Below are 12481 nucleotides of genomic sequence, written 5' to 3'. Positions count from 1 at the left end.
GATTTATCATCCGGTTCGGTTTATTTTTGATGAACGATCGTTCAATCTTTCATGCAGTACCACCTTGAGCCGTCACGACCTGCAGGAAGCCATCCTGGAAGCCGCCCAGTACCTGCTGATCCGCGAAGGCTACGGCAGCCTGACGATGCGGCGCATTGCGCAGCGGGCCGGTTGCAGTGTAGGAAGCCTTTATCTCTACTTCGACAGCAAAGAAGGGCTGCTCTTTGCCCTGCTGGATCGGGCACAGGAGCGGCTGGCCGAGCGCTTTTTCGATCCCCAGATTCAGGCGATCGACGATCCCCGCGAGCGATTGCAGGCGCTGGCGCGGGCTTACGTGGACTTCGGGCTGACCTATCCCGAATCCTACGAAATTCTGTTCATGCTGCACCCGCGCGAGCTGGCCTCGTACCCCGAGGAGCGCTTGCAGCGGGCCTACCGGCTGCTGGATCCCATCGTGGAGGCGATCGAGGACTACGTGCGCCGGCACGATCTGGAAATGCCCGATATCCGCGTGGCGGCCGTGTCGTTCTGGAGTGCGCTGCACGGGATCGTCAGCCTGCTGCTGGCCGGACGCCTGGCCCGGCTCCGGCTCGAGGTGGATCATGAAGCGCTGATCGAGCACGCCGTCCGCCAGGCCATCGGCGGACTCTGTCGGCTGATGCGGCGCAAGGACAATCGGGAAGCATGATCGCACTGGATCACGGCGCACGTTACCTGGACCTGAACTATCTGGGCACGGATCGGCTGATTGCCTGTGCCGTGCTGGAGGCGCCCGAGGGGTTGCTGCTGGTGGATCCGGGACCGACCTCGGCGCTGGACAACCTGAAGGCCGCGCTCCGTGAGGCGGGCGCTTCGCTGGCCGACGTGCGGGCGCTGCTGCTGACGCACATTCACCTGGACCATGCCGGCGCGGCCGGCACCATTGCGGCCGAGGCGCCGCACGTGCAGGTGTACGTCCACCGTATCGGAGCGCCCCACCTGGTGGATCCGAGCCGCCTGCTGGCCAGCGCCCGTCGCCTCTACGGCGAGCTGATGGAGCCGCTCTGGGGGGCCGTGTTGCCGGTGCCCGAACGCCAGATCGTGGCGCTTGAAGGGGGCGAGACGATCCGTCCGGGCGGTCGCACGCTGGAAGTGGCCTACACGCCGGGCCATGCCGTGCATCACGTCAGCTTCTTCGACCCGGACACCGGCATGGCCTTCGTGGGCGATACGGCCGGCATGCAGATCACCGGCACGCGTTGCGTGCTGCCCGTGGCGCCGCCGCCCGATATTCAGGTGGAAGCCTGGCACGAAAGCCTCGAGCGCATTGCCCGCTGGCAACCGCGAAGGCTTTTTGTCACGCACTTCGGCCCCTCGGACGATCCCGAGACGCACCTGGCGCAGATGGCCCGCCGGCTCGACGCGATGGCCGAAGCCGTCCGGAACTCGCTCGACACCGAAGACGACGATGCGCAACGGGCCGAAGCCTTCCACGAGCAGGTCATGGCCGAACTCCGGGAATGTCTGCAGGACGAGGCACTGGTGTCGCGCTATGAGCAGTTCGGCCAGCCGCGGGCGAGCTGGTTTGGCCTGGCCCGCTACTGGCGCCGCAAGCTGCAGGATTAGAAAAAACGGTCGTTTAGGTCGAATATGCTGTTACCGAAAACCTATCGCAAGCTGGTGGCCCGGCGGCTGTCGCCGCACTTCCGGGAGGCCGCCGAGATCGTCGAGGTGCCGACGCCACGACCCGGCCCCGGCGAACTGCTGATCCGCAATCGATTTGCCGGGGTGAACGCGACCGACGTCAACATCACGGCCGGCCGGTACCGTCCGGCGATGACGCCGCCGTTCGATCTGGGCGCCGAGGCGGTGGGCGAGGTGGTGGCCGTGGGGGAGGGCGTCCGAGACTTCCGGCCGGGTGATCCGGTGGGGACGATCAAGCTGGGCGGCGGCTATGCCGAGTACCAGATCGTGCCGGCCAAGCACGCGATTCCGGTACCGGAGGTGTCGGCCGAGGTGGTGAGTCTGCTGGTCAGCGGCCTGACGGCTTCGATCTCGCTGCAGGAGGTGGCCCGCATTCGCGCCGGAGAGAAGGTGCTGGTGACGGCCGCCGCGGGCGGAACCGGCCAGTACGCGGTGCAACTGGCCCGTATGGCCGGCTGCACGGTGATCGGCACCTGTGGCTCGGAAGAGAAAGCCGCGCTGCTCCGGGAGCTGGGGTGCGACCGGGTGATCAATTACCGGGAGGAAGATGTGGCCCGCGTGCTTCGGGAGGAATTTCCGGACGGGGTGGATGTGGTCTATGAAAGCGTGGGCGGTGAGCTGTTCGACCTGTGCCTGGAGGCGCTGGCGCGGCATGGCCGGCTGCTCTGCATCGGATTCATCAGCGAGTACCTGACCGGCCCGCAGCCCGTGGCCCGCCCGCGCATTTACGCCCGGCTGATTCCGAAGTCGGCTTCGGTGCACGGCTTCTTCCTGCCGCATTTTGTGGCCCATTTTCGCACGCACCTGCCCCGGCTTTTCCAGCTCTACCGAAGTGGAAAGTTGCGGGTGGCCGTCGATCCCACGCCTTTTGAGGGACTGGAGTCGGTGGCGGACGCCGTCGAGCACCTGCATGCCGGACGCAACGTCGGAAAAGTGGTGGTGCGACTGTAAAAGATTCGGATGATCATGGCCCGCGATGCCTACGTTTTCGATGCGATCCGCACGCCCCGTGGACGGGGCAAAACGACCGGTTCGCTCTACGAGGTCAAGCCCATCGACCTGCTCACCACGCTCTTTGCCGAGCTCAAGCGGCGCCACGAGCTGGATACGTCGCAGGTGGACGACGTCATCCTGGGATGCGTGACGCCCATCGGCGAGCAGGGCGGCAACATCGCCAAGACGGCCGCGCTCTACGCCGGCTGGGACCTGTCGGTGCCGGGCGTGCAGATCAATCGTTTCTGTGCGTCCGGCCTCGACGCGGTCAACCTGGCCGCCATGAAGGTGCGCTCCGGCTGGGAAGATCTGGTGGTAGCCGGTGGCGTCGAGTCGATGTCGCGTGTGCCGATGGGCTCGGACGGCGGTCCCATGATGCTGGACCCGGCCGTCAGCATGAAGATCGGCTTTGTGCCGCAGGGGATCGGCGCGGACCTGATCGCAACGATCGAGGGCTTTACGCGCGAGGACGTCGATCGCTACGCGCTCTGCTCGCAGCAACGGGCCGCCCATGCCCGGGCCAACGGCTACTTCAAGTCGATCGTGCCCGTACGGGACCAGAACGGCCTGGTGGTGCTGGCCGAGGACGAACACATCCGGCCCGACACGACGCTCGAGGCGCTGGCCGCACTGCCGCCGGCCTTCGAGATGATGGGTGCCATGGGCTTCGACGACGTGGCGCTCCAGAAGTACGTCACCGTCGAGCGCATCAATCACGTGCACACGGCGGGCAATTCGTCGGGCATTGTCGACGGGGCCGCGCTGGTGCTGATCGGCTCGAAGGAAAAGGGCGAGGCACTGGGGCTGAAGCCGCGGGCGCGCATCGTCTCGGCCGCGCTGGTGGGCACCGAGCCCACGATCATGCTGACCGGACCGGCGCCGGCCTCGAAAAAGGCGCTCCGGAAGGCGGGTATGACGCTCGACGACATCGATTTGATCGAGGTCAACGAGGCCTTCGCCGCGGTGGTGCTCAAGTTCATGCGCGACATGGGGCTGGAAGACGAAGGACCCGAGCGCGTGAACGTGAACGGCGGCGCCATCGCGATGGGCCATCCGCTGGGCGCCACGGGCGCCATGCTGCTGGGCACGGCGCTCGACGAGCTGGAGCGCCGCGACCTTTCGACCGCCCTGATCACGCTGTGCGTGGGCGGTGGTATGGGCATCGCCACGATCATCGAACGGGTGTGACGACCATGACCGAACAGATGCAACCGGCCATTCGCTACGAGCGCGACGCCGACGGGATCGTCACGCTGACGATGGACATGCCGGGGCGCTCGGCGAACGTGATCAACGAGGCGCTGGCCGAAGCGCTGGCGGCCGCGCTCGATCGGCTGGAACAGGAGAAAGAGGCCATCAGCGGCGTGATTCTGACTTCGGCCAAACCAACGTTTCTGGCCGGGGCCGATCTGGAAGGGCTGCTGGCGTTGCGTGATCCGGCCGAGGCGTTCCGTCGTGCCGAGCAGTTCAAGGCGCTGCTCCGGCGTCTGGAAACGCTGGGACGGCCCGTGGTGGCCGCCATCAACGGGACGGCGCTCGGCGGCGGCATGGAGCTGGCGCTGGCCTGCCACCGGCGCATCGTGCGCGACGATCCGTCCATCCGGCTGGGTTTTCCTGAAGTGACGCTTGGCCTGATTCCCGGAGGCGGCGGCGTCACGCGGCTGGTTCGGCTGCTGGGGCTGGAGGCCGCGCATCCCTACCTGATCGAAGGCCGCCAGGTGTCGCCTCGCGAGGCGCTTGCAGCGGGTCTGGTGCACGAGCTGGCCGAAAGCAACGACACGCTGCTGGAAAAGGCCCGCGCCTGGATTCTTTCACGTCCGGATCCCACGCAGCCCTGGGACCGGCCGGACTACCGGATGCCGGGCGGCGACCCCCGCCATCCGCGCATGATGCAGATGCTGGCCGTGGCACCGGCCATGCTCCGCAAGCAGACCTGGGGCAACTATCCGGCGCCCGAGACCATCCTGAGCGCCGCCGTCGAAGGCGCGCTTGTGACGTTCGACACGGCCAGCCGCATCGAGTCGCGCTACTTCGCCCGCGTGGCCACCGGCCAGGTGGCGAAGAATATGATCCAGACGTTCTGGTTTCAGCTCAACGAGATCAACAGGGGGCGCAGCCGTCCTTCTGGAATCCCGCCCACCGATACGAAGAAAGTCGGTGTGCTCGGGGCCGGTCTGATGGGCCACGGTATCGCCTACGTGACGGCCCTGGCGGGCATGGAGGTGGTGCTGAAGGACCTGACGCTGGAAAAGGCCGAGGCCGGCAAGGCCCGCATCGCGAAGCTGCTCGACGAACGCGTGGCGAAGGGACGCCTCTCGCCCGAAGAGAAGCAGGCTGTGCTCGACCGCATCCGCGCGACCGACCGCGTCGAGGACCTGGCCGGGTGCGATCTGGTGATCGAGGCGGTTTTCGAGAATCGGGACATCAAGGCGCAGGTCATCCGCGAAACCGAAGCAGTGCTGCCCGAAGACGCCGTCTTCGGCTCGAACACCTCGACGATCCCCATTACGAGCCTGGCCGCCTATTCGAAGCGCCCGCATCGGTTCGTGGGCATCCACTTCTTCTCGCCGGTGCACCGCATGCGGCTTGTCGAGCTGATCCGCGGGCGCCAGACCTCGGACAAGGCGCTGGCGAAGGCGTTCGACTACGTACGCAAAATTGGCAAGACGCCGATCGTGGTGAACGATAGCCGCGGCTTCTACACGTCGCGCGTCTTCGGCACCTACCTGAACGAAGGGCTGGCGCTGCTGGCCGAAGGTCAGCATCCGCGGGCCATTGAGGTGGCGGGCCGCCAGGCCGGCATGCCCATCGGACCGCTGGCTGTGGCCGACGAGGTGAGCCTGCAGCTCATGCAACACATCCGCGAGCAGACCGAAAAAGACCTGGCCGCCGAGGGCAAGACGCTCCCGCCGCATCCGGCCTATCGGGTGCTCGACGTGATGGTGCGCGAGCATGGCCGGCTCGGCAAGGCGCATGGTGCGGGCTTCTACGAGTATCCGAAAGACGGTCCCAAACACCTGTGGCCGGAGTTGCGACGGCTCTTCCCGCCGCAGAGCGAGCCGCTGCCGCAGCAGGAGATGATCGATCGCCTGCTGTTTGTGCAGGCGCTGGAGACCGTGCGCTGCCTCGACGAAGGCGTGCTGACCTCGGTGGCCGACGCCAACATCGGGAGCGTCTTCGGCTGGGGCTTTGCGCCGTTTCACGGGGGCACGTTGCAGTTCATCAATGCCTACGGTCTGGAGCGCTTCGTGGCACGCGCCGAAGCGCTGGCCGAGCGCTACGGCGAGCGGTTCGTGCCGCCGGAGCGCCTTCGTGACATGGCCCGACGGGGTGAAGTGTTTGTCTGAAATCCTGCAAAAACATGGCAACCACGACGATCTGGAAGCAACCGGCCACGCTGGACGACCTGAACCGGATGACCGAGGGCAACATGCTGGGGCATCTGGGCATCCGGTTCGTGGAGATCGGCGACGACTACCTGGTGGCCACGATGCCCGTCGATCACCGCACGCAGCAGCCGTTCGGATTGCTGCACGGCGGCGCCTCGGTGGCGCTGGCCGAGTCGATGGGAAGCGTCGGCTCGCACCTGTGCATCGACGTGGCACGCTACTACTGTGTGGGGCTGGAGATCAACGCAAACCACATCCGCGCGGTGCGTTCCGGTCAGGTGAAGGGGGTGGCGCGGCCGCTCCATATCGGCCGTCGGACGCAGGTGTGGGACATCCGCATTTACGACGAACAGGAACGGCTCGTGTGCGTCAGCCGTCTGACGCTGGCCGTCTTGCCCTATCAGGAATAAGGCCATGCGGCTTCGGGCACAGGACAGGGAACGCATCAAGCAGATTGCCCGCGAGGTGTTCGGCCCCGGCACGCGGGTGTTTCTGTTCGGAAGCCGCGTCGATCCCCATCGAAAGGGCGGCGACGTGGACCTTTACGTGATCCCGGCCGTGCGCGAGAATCTTTTTGACCGCAAACTGACCTTTCTGGCCCGCCTGAAGCTGCAGCTCGGCGATCGAAAAATCGACGTAGTTCTGGCCGAAGATCCGTCCCGACCCATCGAACAGGCGGCCCTGCAGGAGGGCCTCGAACTGTAAAGCGTGCAATAGAACTACTCGGAACGAGACCATGATGCAGGATGCCTCGTTGCCCGGGGCTTCGCCCGGTATGCAGCGCCAGCTGCAGATCTACCTGAGCGGGCTGGCCGGCGAAAAGCCGCCGTTTCCGATTGCCATCGAGGCGCTGGAGGCGCGGGCGCGCGAGGTGTTGCGGCCTGAGGCCGCGGCCTACCTGTTCGGCGGGGCCGGCGGCGAAGAGACGGTGCGGGCCAATCGGGAGGCGTTCCGCCGCTGGCGGCTGGTGCCGCGCATGCTTCGGGGCGTGGGAACGCGCGACCTGAGCGTGGAATTACTGGGCCGTCGGCTTCCGGCGCCCGTGTTGCTGGCGCCCATCGGCGTGCAGGGTATGCTGCACCCGGAGGGCGAGCTGGCCGTGGCGCGGGCGGCCGCCGCCGTGGGCGTGCCGTTCGTGCTGAGTACGGTCTCGTCGCAGCCGCTCGAAGCGGTGGCCGAGGCCATGGGGGCGGCCCCGCGCTGGTTTCAGCTCTACTGGGGGCGGGATCCGGAGCTGACCGTCAGCCTGATCCGCCGTGCCGAGGCGGCCGGCTACGAGGCGCTCGTCGTGACGCTCGACACAACGCTGCTGGCCTGGCGCGAGCAGGACCTGGCGCACGCCTACCTGCCGTTCCTGCAGGGCGAGGGGCTGGCGAACTATTTCACCGATCCGGTCTTCCGCAGCCGGCTTGACGAGCCGCCCGAGGCCAATCCGACGGCCGCCATTCTGGCGTTCGCCCGTGTGTTTTCCAACCCGGACCTGACCTGGGACGATCTGGCTTTTTTGCAGGAGAACACCCGGCTGCCGATCCTGCTGAAGGGCATCCTGCACCCGGACGATGCCCGGCGGGCGGCCGAGGCGGGCGTGGCCGGGGTGATCGTCTCGAACCACGGCGGCCGCCAGGTGGACGGCGCGATTGCCGCACTCGAGGCGCTGCCGGCCGTGGTGGAGGCGGTGGGGGACCGGCTGACCGTGCTGTTCGACAGCGGCATCCGTCGCGCGGCCGACGTGCTCAAGGCGATGGCGCTGGGCGCCCGGGCCGTGCTGCTGGGGCGACCCTACGCGTGCGGGCTGGCCGTGGGCGGCGAGGCCGGCGTGCGCTTCGTGCTGGAGAACCTGCTGGCCGAACTCGACCTGGCGCTGGGCCTGCTCGGCTGCCGGAACTGGGACGAGGTGGACCGCTCGGTGTTGCACGGAAGCTCATGATCACCTATCGCATTGCGACGGAGCTGGGGCCAGTGCGGGTGGTGACGGACGGGATTTACCGGCCGGGACCGCCCATCATCTGGCTGCACGGCTGGACGCTTTCGCCATGGGGATGGGTGGCACTGATGCCACCGGCTCTGCGCACCCGGCGCCGCTGGTATGCGCTGTCGCTGCCCGGCCACCTGCCGGAGGCGAACGACTCGCTTCCGTCACTGCTCACGCCGGAACGACTGGCCCAGGCGCTGGCACAGGCACTTCAGGAGCTGTGCGGCGAGACGCCCGTGCAGGTGGTGGGACATTCGCTGGGAGGCTTCTGGGGACTGTGCCTGGCCGTACACCGGCCGACCTGCCTGGAGCGGTTGGTGCTGGTGAGCAGCTTCGCCCGGGGACGTCTTTCAGGAGCGCTGGCGCGTGTGCAGCGGCTGGCCGAGCATGGCGTCGGCCGTGCGCTTTTCCGCCTCGGCTATCGCTGGCTGACGGCGCGTCCCGAACGCTGGCGCCGGTTGCTGGTCCGGCTGAGCGGGCGACCGGAGGCCTGGCAGGAAACGGCCGGTCAGGTGTTTTTCGAGGGCGTCTATCCCGACGCGAAACGCTACCGCCCGGACGCCCTGCTGCAACTGGCCGCGGCCGTGGCGCATATGGACCTGACCGAGCAGCTGGCCTCGGTGCAGTGCCCGGTGCTGATGATCGCTGGAGAAAAGGATCCGGTGGTGCCGGTGGCGCATGTGCGCGCGATGGCCAAGCGCCTGCCAGAGGCCGAACAAAAGCTGCTGCCGGACGCGGGCCATTTTCCCATGGTGGAAGCGTCGGAAGTCGTAAGCGCGTTGCTCGAGCAATTTCTTTCCGCCGAAAAGCCGCTGTCCGTATGAAAGCCTGCATCATCGGAGCAGGACCTTCGGGCCTGGTCACGGCCAAAGTATTCTACCAGCGCGGCCTGCCGTTCGACTGCTTCGAGAAGGGCTCCGACATCGGCGGACTCTGGCGCTACGAGAACGACAGCGGGCTTTCGCCGGCTTACGCCTCGCTGCACACGAACACCTCGAAGACGAAGACGGCCTTTTCGGACTTTCCAATGCCGGACGATTACCCGGACTTCCCCTCGCATGCGCAACTGCTGGCCTACTTCGAGCGCTACGTGGAGCATTTCGGCTTCCGGCACACGATCACATTCCGGACCGAGGTGGTGCGCGTCGAACCGGCCGCAGGCGGCACCTACGACGTAACGGTGCGTCACCGAGACAGCGGAGCCACGCGCACCGAACGTTACGGTGCGGTCATCGTGGCCAGTGGTCACCACTGGTGTCCGAACTGGCCCGAAGTGCCGGGTACGTTTGAAGGCGAGGTCATGCACGCCCGCGACTACCGGACGCCCGACGTGCTCTGGGGCAAACGGGTGCTCGTGGTAGGGGCCGGCAACTCGGCCTGCGACATCGCCTGCGAGGCGGTTCACCATGCCCGGGCCGTCCTGCTCTCGACGCGCCGCGGGGCGCACGTCATCCCGAAGTACCTGCTGGGGCGGCCGCTCGACCTGTGGCTGACGCCGTTTACCTCCCGGCTACCGCTCGTCGTGCAGCGGGCGCTCTTCCGACTGCTCGTCTATCTGGCGCGCGGCAACCAGCGGCGCTACGGCTTCCCGGTGCCCGACTATCCGCTCGGGGCCGAGCATCCGACGATCTCCACCGAACTGCTGCCGCTCATCGGGCACGGTCGCATTCGGGTCAAACCCGACCTGCGCCGGCTCGAAGGGCGACAGGTGCACTTTGCGGACGGCACGACGGAGACGATCGACCTGATCATCTACGCGACCGGCTATCGGGTGGCCTTTCCGTTTTTCGATCCGGCCTTCCTGGAAGTGCGCGACAATTATCTGCCGCGCTACCTGCACGTGGTGCCGCCCGACCATCCCAACCTGTATTTCATCGGACTGGTGCAGCCACTGGGCTCCATCATGCCGCTGGCCGAAGTGCAGGCCGAATGGGTGGCGGATCTGCTGGAAGGACGGGCCGGGTTGCCGTCGCGTGAAGCCATGTGGCGCTGGATTCGCCGCGAGGATGCCTGGCGCCAACGGCGTTTTGTCCCCACAAAACGCCACGCCCTGGAGGTGGATTTCTACCGCTACCTGCGCCAGCTTCGCCGCGAACGCCGTCGCGGCCGGCGTCGGCCTCCACGACAGGTACTTGGAAAGGGCCTGAAAGAAGTGTCTGTCGAATGAAACGTATTCGCTTTTCAAGACCATGCCTACGAGCGCCTTCAGGACCGCGGAGCTACGGTTGAAGAGGTTGTCGAGACGATTCGAACGGCCGATTGGACACCTGTGGCATCAGGAAGATGGAGTTGTCAGAAAGATTTTCGCTTTGAAAGTGTCTGGAACGGAAAGTTTTATGCAATGAAACAGGTGCGCCCCATATTTGTTGAGGAACCCGAAGAAATTGTTGTGGTCACGGTCTACGTGTATTATTTCTGACCGACTGTTTGCGAGATGCAGATAACCTACGACAGAGAAGTTGATGCCCTTTACATTCGCTTCCTAAAGGCGACGGTAACCACCCGCGAAGTGGCTGAAGGGATTGCTGTGGATTATGCCGCCGACGGACGTGTCGCCGGCATCGAAATTCTGGACGCCAGCAAGCGCCTGAAAGATCTGGAGGTTTTGCGCCACGTGGTGTTCGAGGAGACAGGTCCGGATACCTCCACGCCCACGTAACCTCTGTGTTTTGCTCCATCCGGAAGGGCCGTCTCTATCTTTTTTCGGATTCTCAGGCATGACGCTGAAAGATCAGACCGTGCTGCTGACCGGTGCGGCCCGGGGCATTGGCCAGGCCACGGCCGTGGCGTTGGCCGAACGGGGTGCGCACGTGATCGGCGTGGATCTACGCGCCGGGGACATGGCCGAAACGGCCCGTCGGGTGGAAGCGCTGGGCCGGCGTTTCGTCGCGCTCGAAGCGGACGTGGCCGACCGAGAAGCCGTGCGACGCGTGGTGGACGAGGCCGTAGCGGCCGGGGGCTTCTCGGTGCTGGTGAACAACGCGGGCGTGCTGCCAAGCGGGCCGTTTGCCGAGGTCGACTTTTCGGTCTGGGCCCGGACGATCGAGGTGGACCTGACCGGGCTCATGGCACTTACGCACGCAGCGCTCCCGCATCTGCTGGCGCAACCCCGGGCGCATATCGTGAACATCGCCAGCATTGCCGGGAAGTTCGGGGCCTCGGGACTGGCCGCCTACTGCGCGGCCAAGCACGGCGTGGTGGGATTTTCCGAGGCGTTGCGTTTCGAGCTGCGCCATACGCGGGTGGGCGTGAGCTGCGTCTGTCCGACCATGGTCACCACGCGGCTGATCGAAGGCGTCCGGCGCTCTCCGCTGGTGCCGCTGGCCCGCCCCGAAGATGTAGCCCGGGCCGTCGTGCGGGCGATCGAGCACGATCTGCCCGAGGCGTTCGTGCCCCGCTACATGCGGCTCCTGGTGGAGGTGTTGCCGGCCGTGGCCCCGCCGCTTTTCCGCTGGCTGGTGCACCGCGACACCGCCGCCGACGGCTGGCTCGAAGCGCGCCGACCGCTGCCGGAATGAACCTGCACGGCGGCGTGGCGTAGGCCCGAAAAAAATCGGAGCCGTGCCGATTCCCTTCTGGCACAGGCTGTTCTGGAGCGGGTTGCACATTCCACTGCTGGCCGTTGCCCTGCTGGCGGGAAATGCCGCCCTGCTGCAGCTTTCCCTTTCGAAGCCACTCGTCGTGCTGGAGGCGTCCGGAGCCTGGATGGTGTACCTGCTGGATCGTTCGCTGGCGGTCGGGCCGGAGGACTACCTGAATCGACCGGAACGTGTGTCCTGGTGGCGTGTGCACCGGACGTTGCAACGCGGTGGGCTGGCATTCGGAGCGCTACTTGCCGGATGGGCCACGCTGCATCTGCAACCGGTCACGCTGATGGCCGGGGCCGGACTTGGCCTGGTAGGGTTGCTCTACGTGCTGCCGGGCGTGCGATTGAAACAGTGGGGCTTGCTCAAGCCGCTGTTGATCGCCGGCGCCTGGAGTCTGGGCACCACGCTGCTACCGGTTCTGGAAGCTGGACGAACGCCCGGCGCCGACCTGTGGCTGCTGACAGCCTATCGGCTGCTGTGGTTGCTGCCCAATCCGCTGCTGGCCGACTGGCCGGATCGCGTCGGCGATCTGGCTTCGGGGGTGCGCACGCCCGCCGTGCGCTGGTCTTACGGCACGCTGCGCCGCGTGGCGCTGAACCTGCTGCTCGGGGCGCTGGCCGTCGGCCTGATTTTCATGGCACATCTGAAACGACCGGAGGCCGCCGTTGACCTGCTCGGCGTGCTGCTTGTCGGCATGGTGCTCGGCGTCGCCCGCCACGGCATCACCGACGGCCATCTCGCCCTGCTCGATCTGCTGGTAGCCTGGCCGTTCGTGACGGCGTGGATGCTCGGCTGAGAGAACCCTTCGGGCCTTGCGCGTATAAGCTCGGGCGCTTTCGATAGCCCGGAAATCTGCT

Annotated in this window: 13 protein-coding genes and 1 pseudogene; all 14 read left to right on the top strand. The window is 66.4% G+C overall.

Annotated features, from left to right (window positions below):
* Positions 1 to 64: 64 nt before the first annotated feature.
* Complete coding sequence (locus GYH26_RS08220) at positions 65 to 688, top strand: TetR/AcrR family transcriptional regulator (protein WP_161541241.1); 624 nt, start codon at positions 65 to 67, stop codon at positions 686 to 688.
* Positions 685 to 1605, top strand: coding sequence for an MBL fold metallo-hydrolase (locus GYH26_RS08215; protein ID WP_161541240.1), 921 nt, complete (start codon positions 685 to 687; stop codon positions 1603 to 1605). Before GYH26_RS08220 ends, GYH26_RS08215 begins: the two co-directional genes overlap by 4 nt.
* Positions 1606 to 1629: 24 nt before the next feature.
* Positions 1630 to 2634, top strand: a complete 1005-nt coding sequence (locus GYH26_RS08210) for a quinone oxidoreductase family protein (protein ID WP_014067106.1) — start codon at positions 1630 to 1632, stop codon at positions 2632 to 2634.
* Between the two features lie 15 nt (positions 2635 to 2649).
* Positions 2650 to 3864, top strand: coding sequence for an acetyl-CoA C-acetyltransferase (locus GYH26_RS08205; RefSeq protein ID WP_054683149.1), 1215 nt, complete (start codon positions 2650 to 2652; stop codon positions 3862 to 3864).
* Between the two features lie 17 nt (positions 3865 to 3881).
* The gene (locus GYH26_RS08200) at positions 3882 to 6023 is read left to right on the top strand and encodes a 3-hydroxyacyl-CoA dehydrogenase NAD-binding domain-containing protein (protein WP_174238097.1); all 2142 of its coding nucleotides are present in this window, start codon (positions 3882 to 3884) and stop codon (positions 6021 to 6023) included.
* A 14-nt stretch (positions 6024 to 6037) separates the two neighbouring features.
* A complete protein-coding gene (locus GYH26_RS08195; RefSeq protein ID WP_014067103.1) occupies positions 6038 to 6475 on the top strand; it encodes a hotdog fold thioesterase in 438 nt (145 codons plus the stop codon).
* A 4-nt stretch (positions 6476 to 6479) separates the two neighbouring features.
* Positions 6480 to 6770 (top strand): nucleotidyltransferase domain-containing protein, encoded by a 291-nt coding sequence (locus GYH26_RS08190; protein WP_161541238.1) that lies wholly within the window; start codon positions 6480 to 6482, stop codon positions 6768 to 6770.
* Between the two features lie 31 nt (positions 6771 to 6801).
* Positions 6802 to 7992: a lactate 2-monooxygenase gene (locus GYH26_RS08185; RefSeq protein WP_161541237.1), complete on the top strand. Its 1191-nt coding sequence runs from the start codon at positions 6802 to 6804 to the stop codon at positions 7990 to 7992.
* Positions 7989 to 8861, top strand: coding sequence for an alpha/beta fold hydrolase (locus GYH26_RS08180; RefSeq protein WP_161541236.1), 873 nt, complete (start codon positions 7989 to 7991; stop codon positions 8859 to 8861). The genes GYH26_RS08185 and GYH26_RS08180 overlap by 4 nt, the downstream gene beginning before the upstream one ends.
* A complete protein-coding gene (locus tag GYH26_RS08175; protein WP_161541235.1) occupies positions 8858 to 10204 on the top strand; it encodes a flavin-containing monooxygenase in 1347 nt (448 codons plus the stop codon). The genes GYH26_RS08180 and GYH26_RS08175 overlap by 4 nt, the downstream gene beginning before the upstream one ends.
* 24 nt (positions 10205 to 10228) lie before the next feature.
* Positions 10229 to 10456: pseudogene (locus tag GYH26_RS15730) on the top strand (hypothetical protein); the annotation flags it as partial.
* Positions 10457 to 10471: 15 nt separating this feature from the next.
* The gene (locus GYH26_RS08165; RefSeq protein ID WP_014067097.1) at positions 10472 to 10696 is read left to right on the top strand and encodes a DUF2283 domain-containing protein; all 225 of its coding nucleotides are present in this window, start codon (positions 10472 to 10474) and stop codon (positions 10694 to 10696) included.
* Positions 10697 to 10754: 58 nt separating this feature from the next.
* Positions 10755 to 11555: an SDR family NAD(P)-dependent oxidoreductase gene (locus GYH26_RS08160; RefSeq protein WP_161541234.1), complete on the top strand. Its 801-nt coding sequence runs from the start codon at positions 10755 to 10757 to the stop codon at positions 11553 to 11555.
* 43 nt (positions 11556 to 11598) lie between these two features.
* Positions 11599 to 12420, top strand: coding sequence for a UbiA family prenyltransferase (locus tag GYH26_RS08155; protein ID WP_161541233.1), 822 nt, complete (start codon positions 11599 to 11601; stop codon positions 12418 to 12420).
* The last annotated feature ends 61 nt before the right edge of the window (positions 12421 to 12481 follow it).

The organism is Rhodothermus marinus, from assembly GCF_009936275.1.
Classification (GTDB): Bacteria; Bacteroidota; Rhodothermia; order Rhodothermales; family Rhodothermaceae; genus Rhodothermus; species Rhodothermus marinus_A.
The sequence above is the reverse complement of the archived record's forward strand: the minus strand, read 5'-3'. Positions and strand labels throughout refer to the sequence as shown.